The following is a 21098-nucleotide window of genomic DNA, read 5'->3' as shown; positions in this document are numbered from 1 at the left end:
TCTAATTTACCTTCTCTGAAGCTAGCATTGCATCAAGGAGCTGCTGCGAGTTTTTCATAACATCATACTGCTCGTGTACTCTTGCCTTTCCGTTCTTAGCAATTTCTAATGCAGCCTCATAGTTTGCCTCTATCCATTCAATCTTTTGGGTTAATCCAGCAACATCTCCAGGCTTTACACCAAAACCGGTTATGCCGTCTTCAATTAACTCAGGGATACCCGAAACATCGGTAGCAATCACAGGGCAACCAAAAGCTAACGCTTCCATAATCACAACAGGAATACCCTCACATCGACCTTCTGGCCCGACAATGCTGGGAACAACGACTAAATTAGATCGCCGATACGAGTCAGCAATTTCTTCAAAAGTCTGCCCTCCCTTAAAATCAACTTTTTCCGATATACCTAATTCAAATGCTAATGCTTCAAGATCATGCCTTTCACTACCATCGCCAATAATTCGACATGACCACTCAATTGTTGGATCTATTCTAGATAGCGCTAATAGCAGATTATCAACGCCTTTGCGCTCAATTAGAGAACCCACATAGCTTATATCAAAGACAGTTTGACGCTCATTTTCACTTTCTTGGATTGAAAGAAGATCTGCGCCACAACGAATAACCTTAAATTTTTCTTTAAAATGCTCACCGACATGATCCAATAAAAACTCTCGGTTATATTCACTAATGACGCGAACAAAATCGGCATCAGAAACTTTGTTCTTCAAAAGTTTCTGGGTGATAAAAATGTCATGGGCATGGCAGCTAAAACTGTAATTTATCCCAAAAATTTTATAAATCATCCAAGCAGAAGCCGCTGGGATACCAGCAAATTCAGCATGGAGATGCGTAATACCTCGCCTTCTGGATTCAAGACCATAGGCTACAGACTTAGGTAATACAGCAAGGTTATGAAGAATAAATTTCCAGTCAGAGCCTCCCGCTTTAAAAATCTGTTTAACAACAGAAATAACCTTGTGCGGTTTTTTTAAAAAGACTGTCAAAAAAGAAGACAACAAATAAAAACTCATAAAGAAAGGCTGATAATATCCCTTCTTAATAATTGCATGTGCAAACTTATGAACCTTTTCTCCTTCCCGATAAGGCTTAAGGTGAAACACCGTTACATCATGTCCTTTCTGCATATAGGTGTGGATATTTCTTAAGACAAATGTTTCCGTTATCTTTGGAAAATCCGTAACTAAAATTCCAATATTCATAAACTCACGTTTTACTTTCTTTCTGACGAATCCTTAGTGCAGCAATAGATAAGCCAGCCAAGATCCATGTATATTTGTTGTACTCATTAGGCACGAAGACACTTGCCATCAAATAAGCAATAAAGCAGATAAACAAAGCTCGAACTAATGAGGTAAATTCATCGTTTTCAACATCTGTGTTCGCAATTGCACGTAATCCATGCAATCCCCTCAGAATGACAAACATCAAACATGAGAATGCGATTAAACCGAACTCTACAGCTACTGATAAATACATATTGTGTAACTGTCTAGGAAGAGGAGTACGCCCGGGTACAAATCTATACTCTGTGGATACATAGTACTCTTTGAAGTTACCCGGCCCGACACCTAAAAGTGGATTTTGAACCAGCAAATCAACACCAATTAGGTTGTAACCTAAACGCCTTCCTAAGGTCCAATCAGAGCCACCACCTAGCAAAGTAGCTAAACGCTCCCAATATTGTTCAGGAATAAAAGGCAAAGCAGCTAGACATAAGAAAAAGCCCAAATAGCAGGCAAGAGGGAACACTTTATGATGTCGATATCTCCAAGCAATCCAAATTCCGACAATCGCATATACCAAAGCAGCACTTCGAGCAAAGGAAAGGACGATACCAGCAGTTCCGAGGAGCGTAGCCATAAACATAAAAAATCTAAGTTTTGGAAGCTCAATAAATAAAATTGCAGCCAGCAGAGTACCCGTCAGTAGCATTGTTGCTGCAGTAGTCGGATTGTAATCTGATCCACCTGAAGACCTTGAAACGCCTTCCCACTTAGCGGTCGTAGCAGCATCAGAGCTAGAAAGAATATTTCCACCTACAGTCGAATCAAATATCACCAAAACTGATGACATCAGTGCTGCAATAGCTAAACAATAGAGAAGGTATTTAAGATGCTTTGTGGTTTTAACCAATACAATGGTTAAGACAAATAAAAGCATCAAACTTGCCATTCTTCTGACAGACCAAACAGCATATTCCATGTTTTCAGCCCAGAAGAATGAAAGCCCCATAAAGAGACAAAAGAAGAACATTGCAATCACTGCAGGCTCTTTTAAGAGCTCTTTAATCGTATCCCTTTCCTTTTTAAGATTGATAATAACGCCAGCAAGAGTCAATAACGCTAGTACTTTGACTCCGGAAACGGGTAGCGCAGAAAAAATCAGATTTGCCAAAGCATCTAACTGCGCAAATAGCACAAGCAAAAATAAACCGAAAAACGGGTACAGCAAAATGATAACCACTGCTGCTGCACCTATAGGGATCAAAAAAGGAGCTAGAGGATGGACGATTAATCCTGAACCAATAATAATAGGAGCAAGAAGCAAAGCAATTAAGCATGCGATGCCTAGAAGCATTGGAGAAAAGCGTGTCATTAGCTTTGCCCTCCAACATAAGAAATTGGTGACCATTTATGCCTGATCTTACGTAACTTGTTGGCAGGCGATACTAAAAACAGCCAATACAGATTACCTTGAAACAAACGCAGCTTTGCGTGAAACAATAACTGCTCACCCCAAGGCCATCGCCAACCCCAGCCATAGTCACAAGCATGTATACGGCTAACTACATCATGAGGCTCATGCACGAGGTTAGAGCCTTTGCCTCCTGTAGTTAGCTTATAACCTACATCCAGTGCGATAGCATGGGACTGGGGAGTAACTCTATCGAAAGGCCAGCAGAATTGAGTCACCTCCCTATCAAGGATAATCTCTAGCTGTTGCTTAGAATCACGGAGCAATTCCTTTACACGGCTTTCATATTCAGTATCTAATTCTTGGGTTCCGTTATTCCACTTTTTACCTGTTAATTCAGAATCACACTCAGGTATAGAATCCCCAATAGCTAAGCATTCCAAAGCATTATTTTGATACCAATTATGCGTCGTCTTCCCTTTTGACCAATCAAGCCAGCTATAAAATCGCCAATTATGCTCTGTTAGAACACCAATTTTTCTGTCGCTAACTACAATTTTTCCGTGACTGACACCATGGGACTCAATTTCGAATAATGGATCACTATCCAGCGCTTTCAACTCGGCACAATTCATATACCCATGCCATTGAATGCCTTCATCGCTCTTCGATACAGAACGTATGTCCGAACTAGGGTCGATAAACCCTGTCGAAACATAGAAACTTGCAGGAATTTGATATTCTTTCAGCAGAGGGGCAGCTGCAACAAAGTTATCTAGATAGCCATCATCAAAATGAAGAACAACTGGCTTATCAGGCAGTTGTTCTCCTTTTTCCTTTATCCGATAAAGTTCAGAGGTACTCAATACATTGTAGTTTTTATGTTTCAAGACATCTAACTGCTGCCTAAACGCTTTAACGGTTATTGATGTGCCCCAAGCCCAAGGTAACCATGAAGGATCATCAGAAACGCTATGATAAATGAGGACAGGCACTCCCCCCGAGCCGCGCATTCCACGATCAAATAAGGCCAATATGACTAAGCAAATACCAGTCACTACTGAAATCAGCAATAAGCCTTCACTGTAAAAGTAAGACAAACTAATTCCAGCAATACACAACGCTACTGTTAATAGCCACGCAACGACTATTAAGTTACGTTTTTTCTGACGTGCAATCATAATTAGTCACGCCACAGCACGAACAATAACTTATCCTGTCCACTCTGCTGTTGGGCTAGTTCAACTAATTGCAGCAACTCATCTTGCTCTACTTCTCCTGGTCTTAGCACACACACTATTGGTCGCTGTCCTACACCAAGCTCATCAGCTGCAAAGCGGCTATTAACAACAGGTAAACGCTCTACATTACTTTCTATTACTGGTTCAGCATGACTAAATATTTCTTCAACCGTAGTAGCCATTTCATCAACTAAACGCTGATCCCCTATCGCCGTAACGCCGATCGAGCCGCTACTCCATCCCCCCATCAAGGAGATTCTTTGGATTAAACGCTGCTTAAACTCATCATCTACCGCCACTTTAGCTCCTAACAACCCAAGTACACGAGTCCCGACAGAGGTTCTCAATACATCAGTTGTAAGAATACGAGTTGTCGTTGTATCAATTACCACGACAACGAGAGTCATAATAATGAAACCAGTGATAACTGCAGCTACAGAGAATAAAAATACTTTAGGGAACCAAGGGTATAACGGCGCAATAGAAGGACTAATCATACGCACCTGTGACAGGCCAGTATTACCAGCCAAAGACACTGTGACCATGCGACGACGCAGATCTTCAACATCAGCCTTTAATTCGGTTTGCTTTTGCTGAGTATCTCTAAATCCTTTTTCGTGCTTCTGCAAAGCAATCAAACGTTGATCATATTCTTCTATGATTTTTGCTCGATTTTTAATTCTGGAAACAATACCAATTCTTTCAGACTCACTAAGAATAAGATCACTTTCAATTTTATCGATTAAATCACGACGCGTAAGTTTACGTTTACTGCGCTTAAGACTGGCAACTTTGTTGTTTAATTCATTTAAAGTAATTTCATCATCAGCACGCTTTTCTACTTCACGGTCGCGGCTTGAAAGAAGTGCTTCACGTTCAAATGCTATATCTGAAATGCCAAGCTCTTTTCGCTTGATGATATCGGCTTCTACAGACTTAGACAGCTCAAGTTCCTTTTGCGTTAGGATTAACTGCAATGACTCACGCAAACCAGCTGCCTGTTCTTTATAGTCATCTTTAGTCTGCTTTACGTATGCTTCTGCAAGAATGTTTGCAACTTTGGAGGCAATAACCGGATCTTTATACAGAACTTCGATATTAATAATGTAGGAACCTTCTACAACCTCAATATCAGTAGCTTCCATTAATGTTACCAGCAACTCTTCGCTTTCTGAGAGAGGAATATGTTTACCGTAGTTTAAGGTATTCCACGTTCTCCAAAATAAACGCTTAGCAGCTCGCCCTGCTTTTTTAAAAAAGCCCTTAATACCCGTTTCTTCTACGCCTTTTGCCAACTCCTGCTCAAGTAACAAACTCAATGCTTTTTCAGCTACAGGACGACTCAATAACTGTTCTGTGTGGGTTTGCGTTAAAATAGCAGCAGGGTTAAATTGACTGACACCTAACCATCCTTGTGTATATGCAAGTTCGGCTTCAGTCGGTTGCATTGTGATCGTAGCAACGCCTTTATAAAGAGGGCTAGCCACCAAAACAAACACACTCAGCAAGAATACAAGCCCGCCCGTAGCAAGGGTTCCTGTAAGAATAAACTTGCGATAAAACTTAAATAATTCAAGGTAATGTGTGATCACGATGAGTCCTTTCCTGCTCTCATAAAGGAATTTGAGTACGTTTCTTTTAAAGCCAGCACAAAGCTTAGACTTCTAATAAAAAATGTTTAAAAAATAGCCAGCGAGATTGTACACTGGAACTTCATTACAGACACCCTTACAGGGTCGATGCCCCCCAAGTGACATCTCATGTTAATACGGGAGGTTGGCACTAATAGCCACTACTCCACCAGTACATTCAATAGTATTAATTTTGCGTCGAATGATACCTTTACCTTTCGCCACATTATTTATACACAGTGCATCAAACTTTTTTAATCCAGCTTGTTTCTTTAAAAAGTTTTGTGCCTTGTAATCACCTACAAATATAGGCGCTGCATTTTTCCGGTTAGGGTAAGAAATCTTATAGCCATGTTTTAGCTTATCCCCTAAAGATTGCACTTTAATATCTTGACCATTAAAGAGGTAAGCTAAAAATTTGTAGCCATAATAACCAGGTTTAGGCTTTCGATTTTTATCAAACAAAGGGACTTTACGGTTACCCCACGTAGTCACCATTGCCTCTCCCAACCCAAACCAAAGGCAAAACTTTGAGCCCTGAGATAAAACATTTAGATTTCTATGAAGCACTGCATAAAAATGATCTTCAGGCTTATAGCTATCGTTGTAGTCTAATGATGGGCCACCACACTCGGTTGATATAATTTTTTCAACCGAGAGTTCAGCCTCATGTGCAATCAAATTTATTCTTGGACCATCTCTATTTACAGGCCCATAAAGGTGAACATCGGCCATATCGTAATGAGATTTTTTAAGTACTGTACGAACATGATTGTTAATTAAATTAACAACCTTAGGGGCCTTCGCTTCAGCAGGCGTATATTTAGTACTAGAATTTTCACTCCAACGTTGCAACACGAAGTCAAATTCATGTTCTTTTTTTACTTTTTTTTGAGCTCGCAAAATTTGTATGCCTTCCGCAAGCAACATCACATCCAAATTAAATGCAGCCAAACCACCTAATACAAACACAGCATTAGGATCTGTTTTTTTAACTGTTTCATAGGCAGAGTTGATGTAATTAACAAGATTCTGAGTAGAGGAAGCCCACCCACCTGAACGGTTTTTATTACTAATCCATTCATTAGCGACTTGATAATATATAACCGGCTGCTTCAGGCCAGGTGCATCGTTTTTACCATCATGATTGTAGCGGTCTACAACGGCCTCAATAAAACGTGTCCACTGAGCATTTTTTTTCGGTAAGGCATTACCAACAACCTGACTCGCTTTTGTTGTTGCCCATTTAGCATTGGATTCAAATGTTAGAAAAGGCTCCAAACCTAATTTTTGGAGCGTAATGATACGACTATCTAGTCCATCCCAATTAAAACGCCCACTTTGAGACTGAACGTGTTTCCACGATACAGATAATCTAACAACCCCAATACCTGCTTTTTGGACGTAGTGATAATTGCTTGCGTCATTACCAGGAAAAGCTAAGCCTAATGAGTTGCTAACAGGAACTATTACTTGTTTAAGGTCAAATGGTTCTGCTTTAGCTTGTGAAATGAATACGAGTACTTGCAGACAACAAGTAGCTATCAAAAACTGTAAAAATTTAAGCACTTTCAACATCCCTTTTATACTGCTCTAACTATGTTCCAACAATACCCCGAAGAGAAAACAGCAACGATCCGCGTAATCGCGGCCTGACTAGCTGATCGAATCTATAATTATTAATCTTTGCTTTGCTCTTCGCGCACCAACGGAACGGAGCCTTCCCCTTCAGGTTCTTTTCCTTGCAACTCGCGACTATAAGAACGAATAGACTTAAACCAATTTGTAAACGTTTCATCTGGCGCAACATCAGCAAACGGAATTAAATCAATACTAAGCGCCCTTTTTACAACATAAGCTCCAGCAAGTATGTTGACAGTAAACATGATCGCAATAGCACTAATAACAGCTAAATTAAGCGCGGTCGTAATCGGCCTTAATAGCCTCTCACGCTGAAGTCTAGCCGCTGGTCTTCTTTCTTTGCCTGCAAGCAGTACTATATAAATCTGTTTCCTAAAAAACTTGATAGTAAAGCGAATATCAATTTTATGCTTTACTCTTAATTTCCGAGCTAATGCAGTACCAATTATTTCCTTTTGCTCTGCATTAAAATACTCAAGCTCATCTTTATTAAAAGCGCTGGCAAGCAACCGATTATTATCATCACTATCAACCTGTTTGATCTCGTCAGCACTTTTCGACATACACTCTCTCTAAGAAATTAACGCCTTTTTTAAGACGTGGTGTTCAACCCTATAACTTTCAAACGTAGTTCTAAACTCAAAAAATGCTATATAACGGCGTTTATGAGACTGGTTACCACCCGGAACAGGTTCACTTTCCGATGAGTCCTTAACTACACATGTAGTAGAGATTCTCTTTCCACAACCTAATTCAATATCCAGTTCATATGAATCAGGCTTAACTATCTGCGTTGTTTCAAATGCAAAAGCTTCATCATTGACGTCAATGACCATCCCTTCAGCGATCACACCTTTTTCATCTCTTAGCCGTATTGATGCATTTTTCATGTAAACACGTTCAGTGTTACGTCTATTTTTAATACGTTTGGATTTTACGTGAAGAACCACTTCTAGGAAAATCTGAAAAACCGTAGTGAATATTGCCAATGCATTGCGGGCTAGAAATATGAGTTCACTAATAAAGTTCGTCTCTTTTTTTAAGAGAACTAAATTTAAACGATGCCTTAGCAGTTTTGGGGCACTGTGAGGTAACAAACTTTGGGCAACACCAACAATCCCAGGCTTCACCTGAAAACGAACACCATAGTTGGGAATTTCTTTTTGAATAACATCATACATTTCAGGGCGAACGGGACGAGGGCCGATGAGATTCATATCGCCACGAAGCACGTTCAGTATTTGCGGTAATTCATCCAATCTAGATCGACGTAACACTTTACCCAAAGGAGTTTCGAGATTGGTCCTTGTTGTCATTAAACGATCTTTTGTGAACTGGGCCGCTTCTTTTTTCAAAGTCCGAAATTTATACATATTGTATAACTTTCGATCCATTCCATATCTGGGACCAGAATAAAATATTGAAGGTCCCTGAGTAAAAAATAGCAGGACACTAATAACAAAGAAGAAGGGTAAGGCCATGATAAACAGCACCAAAGCTAGGCTGAAATTCCATAACCGGTATAGAAAAGCATTAGTGACTTTATAGCCAGGAGGCTCTGTTAAGATGCTCATAGAGGGACAATCATCCTTAATTTTTTCGTCTAAATACCCATTGTGCTTAAATGGCTATTTTTTACCTTTACCCTTGAATAGAGATACATCTGCCATGCTCTGAAAGGGTATTGCTAAGTTAATCAGACGACATACAACTCTTATTAAGATAGTTTCTACGTTAATTAACCAACACAATATTGGCGCGAATAATGCTTTAATTAGTACAAAGAATCAACACTATTAACACTCAACCTCTATAAAAAACATTAGAGACTTTGTATTAACAAATTATGACAGAAAGACTAATCTCACATTTTAGAATCGAACCACTTCGTATTTTCAACATCCGGTCACTTTGTTCACATCAAAATATGTAGCATTGCCGGTTCTCAGACGAAGTAGCTTGTCCGACCTATTATATAAAACCCCAGCAACTGATCAACATTTAATCGCCTGTCCACAAAATCACATCATTACTGCAACAACAAGCCAAACCTTAACAATTACAACGAGAAAGTTTGATAATTGCTAACGCTAAAATCTTCCTCTTGCTAGAGACCCGTTGGGTTTCAGCATTCCTAATTACCACCAATAAGCAGCACCAACCACCACTGGAATCAAATCGGATAATGCGCAAGTTATTATAGAGGGTTTCAAAGAGAAGTTAGCTTTACCAAGAACAGAGCAATTGGATGTACCTTCAATCTCGCTAACCCTTTTGTAACTGGCATTGCAGTAATTCAGTAAAATGCTCGGCAGCTAACGGTTTGGAATACAGATACCCCTGAAAATAATCACAAGATTTTTGCTGTAAGAAATCTCGTTGATCGGCAAGTTCTACACCCTCGCCGACGACTTTCAGCCCTAAGGCATGAGCCATCTGAATAATACCGGAGATCAGCGCAGGACTTTCGGGCGTGACACTCAGTTCAGCGGTAAAACTGCGATCAATTTTTAAGGTATCCACTGGGAATTTTTGAAGGTAATTAAGGGCTGAATAGCCGGTGCCGAAATCATCAATAGACAGCTGTACACCCATATCACTCAGGTGCTTCAACGCTTCGCCACAACCACGCTCATCTTCCATCAAAAGGCGCTCTGTGAGTTCGAGTTCCAAAGCATCAGGTTTTAGACCTGTCTCACGTAGGACTCGCTTAACCGTATATTCTAAGTGCCCATCACGGAACTGCGGAAATGCAACGTTCACTGCGATTTTAAAAGGCTCTCCCAGAAGTTCAGTCCACTGTGCCACTTGCTTACAGGCTTGCTCAAGCACCCAATCACCAATAGGCACAATCAACCCAGATTCTTCTGCCAACGGGATAAATTGATCAGGAGAAACTTGACCATATTCTGGGCATGACCAACGTAACAGGGCTTCAGCCCCCATAATTTTTCCGCTGGATGCATCGATAATACTTTGATAGCTAAGGCTGAGTTGATTTTGCGATAGCGCACGACGGAGATAGGATTCCATGGTGAATTTAAACACCGTTTCATGCTCCATCTCACGTGTGTAGAAACGGAATGCATCTTTACCTACCGCTTTGGCTTTGTACATCGCAGCATCGGCATTACGCAGTAGAGCAACAGGATCTTGACCATCCTTAGGCGCAACCGTGATTCCGATACTCGCCGATGTGGATAACTCATAGCCGTTGATCAGCACCGGCTGTACAGCCGTTCTTAGAATCCGTTCACATATATCTGAAATTTCATCGTTGGCTTTTCGATCCGGCAAGATAACTAAAAACTCATCCCCGCCTAATCGCGCAATGGTATCGTCGCTATGCACGCAGTATCCCAAACGTCGGCTAATTTCCTGTAGATGTTGATCACCGACTTCATGCCCTAAGGTATCGTTAATCTTTTTAAAGTTGTCCAGATCGACGAATAAGATACCAACCGAGGTTTGATTTTTATTGGCACGCGTTAGCGCTTGTGAAAGTCGATCCATCGCCAATACACGGTTAGGCAAACCAGTGAGATGATCATAAGTGGCTTGATGCAGTAATTTAGATTCGTAATTCTTGCGCTCAGTAATATCACCAATAGAGCCAACCATACGATAGGCAACATTGTTTTCATTTCTCAGTGCTAAACCATGAGCGAGCACCCAGAAATAACCGCCATTGTTGTTCTTTACACGATATTCACAGCGAAAAAATTCAGTTTCACCTTTAAGATGCCGACAAAGGACTTTTTGGTAACGTTCACGATCATCTGCATGCACCCACTGTAACCACTCACTGGAAGTAGTCTTAATAGTGTCCTTACCCATGCCGATGGTACTAAGTAAACGCGCTGACAGGTATAGCTCTTTACTAACAGGGTCCCAATCCCAAAGCCCTTCATTAGCCCCTTTCATCGCCAGAGCATAGCGCTGCTCAGTCTCTCTAAGCGACTGTTCGACTTTCTCAAGATACTGAATACGCTGACGCAGCTGCGTATTTTCCCTAATCAGGCTTGGCACATCTTCGGACAACTGCGTTACCTCAATACTTCCCATGTTAACTTTGAGCGCTATCCGAGCTTACCACACTTAAGTTCCACAACCACATTTTGTTGTAGTGGATTAAGCAGATCTTAGAACAACACTATTGATGAGAATTCATCCATGGCATCTAATCCAAGTCTTCCTATACTCAATAAACAGAGTATGGAATTTAGAGATATAAAATATTGATGCGTGTCACTTATCGGCTTCTATTTGCTGGAATGATCTTTCTTCTTTCCCAGCTATCTTTTGCACAAACAACCTTTGGGTCTGACACCGAACAGCCACCTATTCGCTTCGTAGGAGACAAAGATTACCCACCGATTGAGTGGCTAGAAGAAGGGCAACCCCGAGGTATTTTTGCCTCTTTTTTAGAAGAATATTCCAAAGCGCTAAACCGCAAAGTTGAATACAACCTGATGAACTGGAAGCAAGCGCAGCAAGCCGTACTAGAAGGCAGAGCCGATGTCCTGACCGTTTTCAGTCCTAACCCAGACCGCGTTAAAGACTACGCCTTTGTGGATAGTTTTTTACAGTTTGAAATTAGCCTCTTTCTCCGTAGTGACAACCTCACTATCCATGGTTTAGCAGATCTCAAGGGAATCAAAACAGGCGTCTCTAAAGGGGGATTTCCTCGGAAAATAATCGAAACTCAAAGCCAAGCTAAGTTAGTAACAATGAATGATCACTTAGATGGTTTTCAAAAGCTTTTACAAGGTGAGATTGATGCCTTAGCCACTACTAAATGGGTCGGTTCCTACATTATTCAGAAGCACAAATTAAAAGGGATTAAGTTTGCACCCACGCCTATCGCCACTAAAGCGACCCACATGGGTGTAAGAAAGAGTGATACCGAGCTGGTTCAACAGCTGCAACAAGGCATAGAACTGATGGAGGCAGAAGGCACTCTAGATAGACTCAACCAACAATGGTCTGGCTATAACATGGTTTATCTTACCGAGGATAAACTTAACCAAATTTACTATCAGTTTGGTTTCGGAACTTTGCTCGTTTTAGCCTGTTTAGCAGTAGCGTCCATTATCACGTTAAAACGCCAAGTAAGAGAACGCACCCAATCCCTCTCCACCGCCAAAGCCTCTTTAGAAGAAACGGTCGATCGCCTTACCCGCACGCAAAAGCAGCTCGTGCAAACGGAAAAAATGGCTGCGCTTAACTCCATTGTGAGTGGCGTTGCCCATGAGATAAACACTCCATTAGGTATGGCAATTACACTGAGCAGCACACTCCAAGAACAGATCGCTCAATTGGAAAAACTAGTTGGGCAAGACAGTCTCACCAAGAAAGCACTCCTAGATTTTCTTAACGAGAGCCAAGACTCTTTAGAACTAGAAGCTGACGCTCTACGACGAGCTGTTACCCTACTACGTAATTTCAAACAGATATCTGTTCATCAAAGTCAGGAACATAGGCAACAGATCAACATAGCCGAACTTATTGACGATGCTACCGTGATCGCGACTAATGATCTTGCGGACGGTGAGATAGCAGTGTCTGTAAACGGCGATACCGCATTATCAATGGAAACCTATCCGGCGCCGCTAGCACAAGCATTAGTACACCTCATCAACAACGCAGTTACCCACGCGCCTAAACAAACAGATCCTCTCGCAGTCTCAATCAGCTATGCACAAAGTGAAGACAACCTAATCCTTAAAGTGGCAGATAACGGCTGCGGTATCCCCTCACAATACCTAGGCCAAGTGTTTGATCCTTTCTTCACCACGGCCCTTGGACAAGGGAATTCAGGCTTAGGGCTAAGTATCGTTTATTCAATCGTCAATCACGTCTTAGGCGGCACCATAAAGGTCAATAGTAACTCCAATACGGGCACCACCTTTATTTTAGAACTGCCGCTAAAAGCACCTGAAATTCACGATAATATAGAGCCGCAGGCATAAAAAAGCCGGTACCAAAGGTACCGGCAAACGTAGAGTGAAAAAGAGGTAATTCACACGTAGAAGACAATTACCTACGAACAAATCTTAAACTTATTCGCAGGTTTCCTAAGATAGTTTCTGTTCTAGCTCAGGCACGGCATCAAATAGATCTGCCACTAAGCCGTAATCAGCAACCGAGAAGATTGGGGCTTCTTCATCTTTATTGATTGCGACAATAATTTTGGAATCTTTCATACCCGCCAAGTGCTGGATCGCACCGGAGATACCTACAGCGATATACAGCTCTGGCGCAACGATTTTGCCGGTTTGACCTACTTGCATATCATTCGGTACAAAACCTGCGTCAACCGCTGCACGGGATGCACCTACTGCTGCACCCAGCTTATCTGCAACTTTTTCCAGCATGGCAAAGTTCTCTCCGTTACCCATACCACGACCACCGGAGATAATTACGTCTGCAGCCGTTAGTTCTGGACGATCAGACTGAGCCATCTCTTCGCCAACAAAGCTAGAGATACCACTGTCGTGTACTGCTGAAATACTTTCAACAGAAGCACTTCCCCCCTCAGATACCGCAGCATCAAATGCAGTACCACGAACAGTGATAACTTTTACTGGGTCGCAAGATTCAACCGTTGCGATCGCATTGCCAGCATAGATTGGACGTTGGAAAGTATTATCCGATTCAACCGCAGTAATATCAGAGATCTGCGCTACATCTAGAAGTGCAGCGACACGCGGCATAAAGTTTTTACCTGTCGTTGTCGCTGGGGCAACGATATGACTGTAATCCTTACCGATTTCAGCCACTAGCTTACCCATATTTTCAGCAAGCTGATGTTTGTAAGCGGCATGGTCTGCCAGCAAAACTTTCTCAACACCGGCTACCTGAGCAGCTGCCTCTGCAACAGCGCCACAACCGGCACCAGCAACCAGTAGGTGTAGATCACTACCCATCTGAGATGCAGCTGTCACTGCGTTTAACGTCGCTCCTTTTAGAGCGTTGTTGTCATGTTCTGCAATAATTAAAATCGCCATGTCTTCGCCCCTTAAAGTACTTTCGCTTCGTTTTTAAGTTTTTCAACCAGCTCATCAACACTGGAGACTTTGATACCAGCCTGACGTTCGGCAGGCGGCGTCACTTTTAACAACTTAGTATGTGCTTTCAACTCAACACCTAGATCTGCCGGTGTTTTAACATCTAAAGGCTTACGTTTAGCCTTCATGATATTTGGCAAAGACGCATAGCGAGGCTCATTCAAACGTAGATCGGTGGTTACGATTGCAGGCATGTTCAGTGCAACCGTCTGTAAACCGCCATCAACTTCACGGGTCACGTTAACCTTGTCACCTTCAATCTTAACTTCAGAGGCGAAAGTGCCTTGTGGCATATCGGTTAGCGCTGCCAACATCTGGCCGGTCTGGTTGTTATCGGAATCGATCGCCTGTTTACCCATAATCACAAGGCCAGGCTGCTCTTCATCAATCACTTTCGCCAGTAACTTCGCCACGTTAAGTGACTCAGGCATATCTTCAGTTTCGATCTGGATACCACGGTCTGCACCGAGGGCTAGCGCCGTACGGATCTGCTCTTGGCAGGCTTTAGGGCCAATAGACACCACAACAATTTCTGAAGCTGTACCCGCTTCTTTTAAGCGCACTGCTTCTTCGACAGCAATTTCACAAAATGGATTCAAAGCCATTTTCACGTTGGCCAAATCAACATCTGTATTGTCCGACTTAACACGTACTTTGACGTTGTAGTCGATAACACGTTTAACGGTTACAAGTACCTTCATCAGCAAAGACCTTTTAGTTTTAGTTGTAAGAGCGCTTCACACACTCTGTTTTGCTTATCTCTAAATATGCGCTCATTTCGGCGACGTAGGCAATTCGCCTCAAGCATAATAAGTGTTTTCCCTAATCATACTCATTTAAAAATAATAAGCAAACACCCCTAAAATTTATAAAACCCTCCTATAGGCTAATAATCAGGCTATTTATTTATTAGGGAAAACACCTATATAATACCCCTTAATAAACGAGTCCTCTTTTTATAGAGCAGTCTCACATAACTACGTGGAATCACTAGAGAGCGGCAGAATAACGCAGATTCCTCAACCAACTAAGAGGGGAAATCGACATGACAAGAGAGTCGATGGAATTTGATGTAGTCATCGTAGGTGCAGGCCCTGCAGGCTTATCCACTGCTTGCAGATTGATGCAATTAGCACAGGATAAAGAGCAAGACCTAACCGTATGTGTGGTCGAAAAAGGTTCTGAAGTAGGCGCCCATATTCTGTCCGGTGCCATTATGGAAACCCGCGCCCTAGATGAGCTATTCCCTAATTGGAAAGAACAAGACGCTCCGCTAACAACGGCAGTTACAGAAGATGAAGTTTACCTGCTTAAAGATGGCGATAACGGTAGCAAAATCCCTAATGCCTTTGTGCCAAAAACGATGCACAACCAAGGCAACTACATTGTTAGCTTAGGTAATGTCTGCCGTTGGTTAGCCGAACGCGCCGAAGAACTTGGCGTAGAAATTTTTCCGGGCTTCGCTGCTGCTGAAATTCTTTACAATGCCGATGGCAGCGTACGCGGTATTGCCACAGGCGATATGGGCCTAACTGAAACCGGCGAGCAAAAAGACAGCTATATGCCGGGTATGGAGCTACACGCTAAATACACCGTCTTTTCCGAAGGTTGCCGTGGCCACTTAGGTAAAGAGCTAATCAACAAGTTCGATCTAAGCCAAGAAGCAGATGCGCAACACTACGGTATTGGTATCAAAGAGCTATGGGATATCCCAGCCGAACAGCATCAACCAGGCTTAGTCGTGCATGGTTCGGGCTGGCCGCTAGATAAAGATACCAGTGGCGGTTTCTTCCTTTATCACACGGATAACAACCAAGTGGTTGCCGGCTTAATCGTAGATCTTAACTACGCCAACCCGCATATCAGTCCGTTTGATGAATTCCAGCGTCTGAAACATCATCCAGTACTAAAGAAACATTTAGACGGCGGTACACGCGTATCTTATGGTGCCCGTGCGATCACTAAAGGCGGCTTTAACTCTCTGCCAAAAATGAACTTCCCAGGTGGTTTATTGGTTGGTTGTAATGCCGGCACACTGAACTTCAGTAAGATCAAAGGCACACACACGGCGATGAAATCCGGCATGCTTGGCGCCGAAGCGATTTTTGAAGCGGTGGCGTCTGGTTGTTCAGGCGGTACAGATCTTGAGCGTTATCAGGATCTATTCGAGCAATCTTGGCTATACGATGAGTTATTCCGCTCCCGTAACTTTGGTCCTGCGATGCATAAATTTGGTGCCATTATGGGCGGCGCATTCAACTATGTAGATCAGAATATCTTCGCCGGTAAGCTACCTATTACCCTGCATGATAACCATGAAGATCACGCTCAGTTACAACCAGCAAGTAACTTTACGCCAATCGAATACCCTAAGCCTGATGGCAAACTGAGCTTCGACAAGCTCTCCTCGGTCTTCCTCTCCAATACCAACCACGAGGAAGACCAACCATGCCATCTGCAATTAATGGATAGCAGCATCCCACTAGGGACAAACTTGTTAACCTTTGCAGAACCAGCACAACGTTACTGCCCTGCTGGAGTATATGAAGTGATGGATGATGAAGAAAATGGTGGTCAGCGTTTCCAGATCAACTCGCAGAACTGCCTGCACTGTAAGACCTGCGATATTAAGGATCCGGCACAAAATATCAGATGGGTTACACCAGAAGGCATGGGCGGGCCAAACTATCCAAACATGTAACCTCGTAACCTTCTCATAAAGTTGTGGAAATCTGGGGCTTCATCCATCGAAGCCCCGGATTTTTTTACTTTAATAGCGCTGGGATTTTTAATCTATGGTTCCACGGGATCCGCAGGGTGGATCTTAGGGTCTTGGTACTCTGTATTAATTGTATAGCCCAAAGCCTCTAGCTCTGCTTCTTCTTTATAGCGCATGCGTTTTGAGTCTTTGATCTCTTCTACCCACAGTTCTTGCCAGCGCTCACGGTCTTTACCCGCAAATTGCTTTCTCGCAAACTCATCCTGAGTGTAAGCAGAGAACACTAAAAGGTATTCGCCCATAGGATCATCCGCCGAAATGCGGCTATTGCGCATGAAGCCTACTTCGATAAACACACCCTCGGCATAAAAGCGCCAAGTGGTTCGCGTTGTATTGAGTTTTAGCCACGTCTCTAAGGTTGGTGTAACGGTAATATCCGATTGATAGCCATGGTAGTTATTAAGCTTGTATTGCCAAGATTCTTCGCCTAGTAAACGAGGGTCATCCAAATAGTGTACCTGCCGCCAACCCAACGACAATAGGTGGCGCATAAATTGAAGTAGGCGGTTTTTAGCCTCTTCGTTATTTATTTTTTCTGGCTTTTTAGCAAAACTCCAATTAGCTGATATATTAATGATTCCCCTCTTCGGGTAATCCATGTTCTCCGTTCCCATAAAACCTAATAAAAACGGTATATCAAAACTATATTTACCATGCTTGAAACGAGCGGTAGGCCTATTCCCATCTTTGAAATCTCTTTCATAAAAATTAAGCCCTGCTGGTTGTCGATTCACATTTTGCTTGAGATCTAATCCATTAAGCTGGGCGAACTCATCCCCTGATTTCCCCAGTACTAAGATAGGTGAGTCAATAAGATGCGCCTCTGCATCAACAGAGGTATCGCATGCACTGAGTAGACAATAGATTAAGCTTATGAATCCGCATGCGATAACCTTTGTAACAGACTTTGCCACATTAAGGCTCCACGGGATCCGCAGGGTGGATCTTAGGGTCTTGGTACTCTGTATTGATTGTAAATCCTAAAGCTTCGAGTTCGGCTTCTGTGGTGTACCGAATGGATTTCAGCCTCTGGATTTCAGGGATCCAAAGCTCTTGCCAGTGTTCACGCTGTTCCCCCCTAAACTGCTTTCTAGCTCGTTCCTCTCGAGTATAAGCCGAAAAAACCAGAAGGTATTCACCCATAGGGTCATCCGCCGGTATGCGGCTATTGCGCATAAAACCGACTTCGATAAACACGCCATCGGCATAAAAGCGCCAGGTGGTTCGCGTTGTATTGAGTTTTAGCCACGTCTCTAAGGTCGGCGTAACGGTAATATCCGATTGATAGCCATGGTAGTTATTAAGCTTGTATTGCCAAGATTCTTCACCTGAAAGGCGAGGGTGACTATAGCTATGGACTTGACGCCAACCCAGTGACAGTAGATGGCGCATAAATTGAAGTAGGCGGTTTTTAGCTTCGTCGTTATTTATCTTCTCGGACTCATTTGTGAATCCCCAACTAGCGGAAATATCATCAATACCTCTCTCAAGGAAGTCAGTGTTTTCAATGCCTGTTACGCGTATCAAATTTGGTATTTCGAAGCTATATTTGCCGTGTTTAAAAAGAGCAACTGGTAACTTCCCTGATTTAAAGCGCTTCTTATAAAAATTGAGTCCTGCTGGTTGTCGATTTACGTTACTCTGGAGGTCAATACCATTTAGTTTGGCAAATTCTTCCCCTGATTTCCCCAGCACTATGATTGGTGACTGCATCTTACTTCCCTGTGTTTTATCTATACCATTATCGCAAGCGCTTAATAGGCAACATAACCCAAGAATGAGCCAAAACCTCATCAATATACCCACCTTGCATCCGGCTCATTAACCCAACTTGCGATAGTTTTTAGTTCTTGCTCCATATACCCTACTTGTTTATCCATAAGACCGTGAAAAGTTACAGCTGCATCCTCTATCCAATCCATACGATTACGATAGTCTTCAACAATTAAGTCATCCGGCGCGACTGACTTTAATTCTGGTGTATCTATATCGCAGTGATGGCTAAAGACTAATTGGTAGGTAGGAGATAGAAAGCTAGGGACTAGAGGGTGACGTTCAAACTTTGCCCAGTAGTTAAAGTCAGGATCATCATAGATGACCTTTTGCAAAACAGCGCCTTGTTCATGTTCTGCAATTCTTAACAAGCCAGAAAATTGTTCTGCTTGAAGGTTATCGATATCACCGTTATCAATTAAGGTCTCGAAATTTTTAATATGAGTAAAGCCCTGAATTATTTCGCTAGAGGGCTGGAAGTTTTTAATTTTAGGAAGTACTTCGTTGGCCCAAGGGATTTGATTAGTTGTTTCTTTGATCGGCTTTTCGAGGGTGCTGGCATCACGTTTGGTTTCACAATACATGCCTTCGCGAAATTCGTCGGGAAAGGTATTGTGAAGCCAATGACTGGCAGCAATATCAATAAAAAGCCACAGATTTCCCTTAGCTAAGCCATTGGCAACATCTTCATGATCCAAATATTCCTCTCCACCTAGATAACCAACAAAGTAGGAGGTTTGAACACGAGGATCATCAAGTAAGCACGCTACAGTTTTACTGGCAAAAGCACCGAGTGCCATCCAGTAATAGCGCCCCTTTTTAGAAGGATCTCCATTTTCCTCGGTTTCAAGATAAAAACGCGCATAAGTCGCAGCGATACGTTTTGCTCGCGCACTGTATAGATCAACGAAATTAAATTCATTATCACTGATCTCTTCTGAAAGACGCTTATAGCAAAATTCGTGTGCCATTGACCAAAGGAAATCACAATCACAAACGATATCAACCACCTTACCTGGGGTATCATTGATTGCTGTAATGGGTTCGTCTAAAGCCATGCAGAGATCCTTCTCTATTTTTTGAAATTAAATTTCGACCACGCGGTGTTTAGTTCAACCTCTTCGTTGAATATGCGTGAGATGATGTTCGTTTGGCCATCGGTAAAACTACGATCATCCTTAATATGAAGCGGTTTTGTTTTCTGACCGGTTTGCTCAGTTAAAAAGGGAACATTGGGTACTTCTTTTCCCGATTGCGTTAAATAACGATATTTAAGATCAGCTTCACGCATTTCTGAAGAAGAATTAGCAAGACTACTTGAATCGCCTAAAGGCATTGCACGATCAGACGAGAATTGATCACCAATCAGTACGTTCCCCGAAGCGCTAATAATGACGCCACCACAGCTGATGGCATCACCTAAACGCGCAGCAGGTAGGCCATTAATAAAGACGCTACTAGACCCTGAAGCAATCGCTCGACTATGAGGCGAACATGAAGAGCAACCATGGGCAGCGGCTGGATCGCTAACTCGGGCAGCAGGAATACCATTGGTAAAAACGTTGGGGCTAGCAGAAATAATTGGCGTAGGGGGGAAGCATCCATGACCACCGGCCGTATCGCCCAGTCGGGCGGCACCTTTTGACATATCCTTGTCCTTAGCTATAAATTTTGAGCAAGTATATGATATGAGTAGAGATTAACCAATTGTTTTAGTCTTGGCCTATAATCAAAACTCGCCTGCTACTTACTTCATTATTCCTATGGGAATTGGTAGTCACAGAAAATGCTTAAACTCGAACTTAAGATTCCACCTGTCGCACTGGTATTAATCTTTGCAGGCTTGATGTGGCTTTGCGCCAAATTACTGCCTTTCCTATCAATACAAACTGAACTTCGCATCCCCATTGCAGTAGCCATTATCCTAATCGGTTTAGTGTTTGGTTTAGCCGGTGTTTTTTCATTTCGTAAAGCTCAAACGACCGTTAATCCGACCACTCCAGAGGCAAGCTCTGCTCTAGTGACGACAGGGATATTTCAATACACTCGCAACCCGATGTATGTAGGCTTGATGTGTCTGCTTCTAAGCTGGGCATCCTACCTTGCAAACCCCGTATCATTGCTCTGTTCAGTTGGCTTTATCCTGTATATGAACAAGTTTCAGATCCAACCTGAAGAGCAAGCGCTCACCGCACTATTTGGTGATAGCTACAAGACCTACACTCAGCAAGTTCGACGCTGGCTGTAAGCTGGCGCCTTCTCAAAATACTGCTACATTTACAAGAGGTTAGCCCGCTAGGTTCAGC

17 protein-coding genes are annotated in these 21098 nt (G+C 42.6%); 3 read left to right on the top strand and 14 right to left on the bottom strand.

Annotation, left to right across the window (positions count from 1 at the left end; all coding sequences use genetic code 11):
- Position 1: 1 nt before the first annotated feature.
- The 8 genes from ACMXYS_RS00625 to ACMXYS_RS00590 form a co-directional block, all read right to left on the bottom strand.
- Positions 2–1222: a glycosyltransferase family 4 protein gene (locus ACMXYS_RS00625; RefSeq protein ID WP_415897294.1), complete on the bottom strand. Its 1221-nt coding sequence runs from the start codon at positions 1220–1222 to the stop codon at positions 2–4.
- Positions 1223–1226: 4 nt separating this feature from the next.
- Positions 1227–2618: an O-antigen ligase family protein gene (locus tag ACMXYS_RS00620; RefSeq protein WP_415897293.1), complete on the bottom strand. Its 1392-nt coding sequence runs from the start codon at positions 2616–2618 to the stop codon at positions 1227–1229.
- Positions 2618–3838, bottom strand: a complete 1221-nt coding sequence (locus ACMXYS_RS00615; protein ID WP_415897292.1) for a polysaccharide deacetylase family protein — start codon at positions 3836–3838, stop codon at positions 2618–2620. The genes ACMXYS_RS00620 and ACMXYS_RS00615 overlap by 1 nt, the downstream gene beginning before the upstream one ends.
- A gap of 2 nt (positions 3839–3840) precedes the next feature.
- Complete coding sequence (locus ACMXYS_RS00610) at positions 3841–5490, bottom strand: hypothetical protein (RefSeq protein ID WP_415897291.1); 1650 nt, start codon at positions 5488–5490, stop codon at positions 3841–3843.
- A gap of 171 nt (positions 5491–5661) precedes the next feature.
- On the bottom strand, positions 5662–7107 hold the full coding sequence (locus ACMXYS_RS00605) for a cellulase family glycosylhydrolase (RefSeq protein ID WP_415897290.1): 1446 nt from the start codon (positions 7105–7107) through the stop codon (positions 5662–5664).
- A 101-nt stretch (positions 7108–7208) separates the two neighbouring features.
- Entirely contained in the window at positions 7209–7733 is a 525-nt protein-coding gene (locus ACMXYS_RS00600) for a hypothetical protein (protein ID WP_415897289.1), read from the bottom strand.
- A 9-nt stretch (positions 7734–7742) separates the two neighbouring features.
- A complete protein-coding gene (locus ACMXYS_RS00595; protein WP_415897288.1) occupies positions 7743–8744 on the bottom strand; it encodes a sugar transferase in 1002 nt (333 codons plus the stop codon).
- A gap of 691 nt (positions 8745–9435) precedes the next feature.
- Positions 9436–11211: a putative bifunctional diguanylate cyclase/phosphodiesterase gene (locus ACMXYS_RS00590; protein ID WP_415897287.1), complete on the bottom strand. Its 1776-nt coding sequence runs from the start codon at positions 11209–11211 to the stop codon at positions 9436–9438.
- Between the two features lie 200 nt (positions 11212–11411).
- On the opposite strand from ACMXYS_RS00590, the gene ACMXYS_RS00585 reads away from it, so the two are divergent.
- Complete coding sequence (locus ACMXYS_RS00585) at positions 11412–13142, top strand: ATP-binding protein (RefSeq protein ID WP_415897286.1); 1731 nt, start codon at positions 11412–11414, stop codon at positions 13140–13142.
- A gap of 105 nt (positions 13143–13247) precedes the next feature.
- Here the strand turns inward: ACMXYS_RS00585 and ACMXYS_RS00580 are convergent, their stop codons facing one another.
- Both ACMXYS_RS00580 and ACMXYS_RS00575 read right to left on the bottom strand, forming a co-directional pair.
- On the bottom strand, positions 13248–14180 hold the full coding sequence (locus tag ACMXYS_RS00580; RefSeq protein WP_415897285.1) for an electron transfer flavoprotein subunit alpha/FixB family protein: 933 nt from the start codon (positions 14178–14180) through the stop codon (positions 13248–13250).
- Between the two features lie 11 nt (positions 14181–14191).
- Positions 14192–14941, bottom strand: coding sequence for an electron transfer flavoprotein subunit beta/FixA family protein (locus ACMXYS_RS00575; protein ID WP_415883069.1), 750 nt, complete (start codon positions 14939–14941; stop codon positions 14192–14194).
- Between the two features lie 344 nt (positions 14942–15285).
- On the opposite strand from ACMXYS_RS00575, the gene ACMXYS_RS00570 reads away from it, so the two are divergent.
- Positions 15286–16941 (top strand): electron transfer flavoprotein-ubiquinone oxidoreductase, encoded by a 1656-nt coding sequence (locus tag ACMXYS_RS00570; protein WP_415897284.1) that lies wholly within the window; start codon positions 15286–15288, stop codon positions 16939–16941.
- A 92-nt stretch (positions 16942–17033) separates the two neighbouring features.
- On the opposite strand, the gene ACMXYS_RS00565 is transcribed toward ACMXYS_RS00570, so the two are convergent.
- The 4 genes from ACMXYS_RS00565 to ACMXYS_RS00550 all read right to left on the bottom strand — a co-directional run bounded on the left by ACMXYS_RS00565 (position 17034) and on the right by ACMXYS_RS00550 (position 20440).
- Positions 17034–17933 carry a hypothetical protein gene (locus ACMXYS_RS00565; protein ID WP_415897283.1) on the bottom strand — a complete coding sequence of 300 codons (900 nt, stop codon included), beginning with the start codon at positions 17931–17933 and terminating at the stop codon, positions 17034–17036.
- A gap of 1 nt (position 17934) precedes the next feature.
- Complete coding sequence (locus tag ACMXYS_RS00560) at positions 17935–18732, bottom strand: hypothetical protein (RefSeq protein ID WP_415897282.1); 798 nt, start codon at positions 18730–18732, stop codon at positions 17935–17937.
- 80 nt (positions 18733–18812) lie between these two features.
- Complete coding sequence (locus ACMXYS_RS00555) at positions 18813–19850, bottom strand: DUF2515 family protein (protein WP_415897281.1); 1038 nt, start codon at positions 19848–19850, stop codon at positions 18813–18815.
- Positions 19851–19864: 14 nt separating this feature from the next.
- Positions 19865–20440: a PAAR domain-containing protein gene (locus tag ACMXYS_RS00550; RefSeq protein WP_415897280.1), complete on the bottom strand. Its 576-nt coding sequence runs from the start codon at positions 20438–20440 to the stop codon at positions 19865–19867.
- Between the two features lie 138 nt (positions 20441–20578).
- Between ACMXYS_RS00550 and ACMXYS_RS00545 the strand changes: the two genes are divergently transcribed.
- On the top strand, positions 20579–21040 hold the full coding sequence (locus ACMXYS_RS00545; RefSeq protein ID WP_415897279.1) for a methyltransferase family protein: 462 nt from the start codon (positions 20579–20581) through the stop codon (positions 21038–21040).
- Positions 21041–21098 lie beyond the last annotated feature (58 nt).

Source organism: Neptuniibacter sp. QD57_21, assembly GCF_047778075.1.
Taxonomy (GTDB): Bacteria; Pseudomonadota; Gammaproteobacteria; order Pseudomonadales; family Balneatricaceae; genus Neptuniibacter.
Note: the sequence above shows the minus strand (reverse complement) of the source record. Positions and strands in the feature narration are given on the sequence as shown.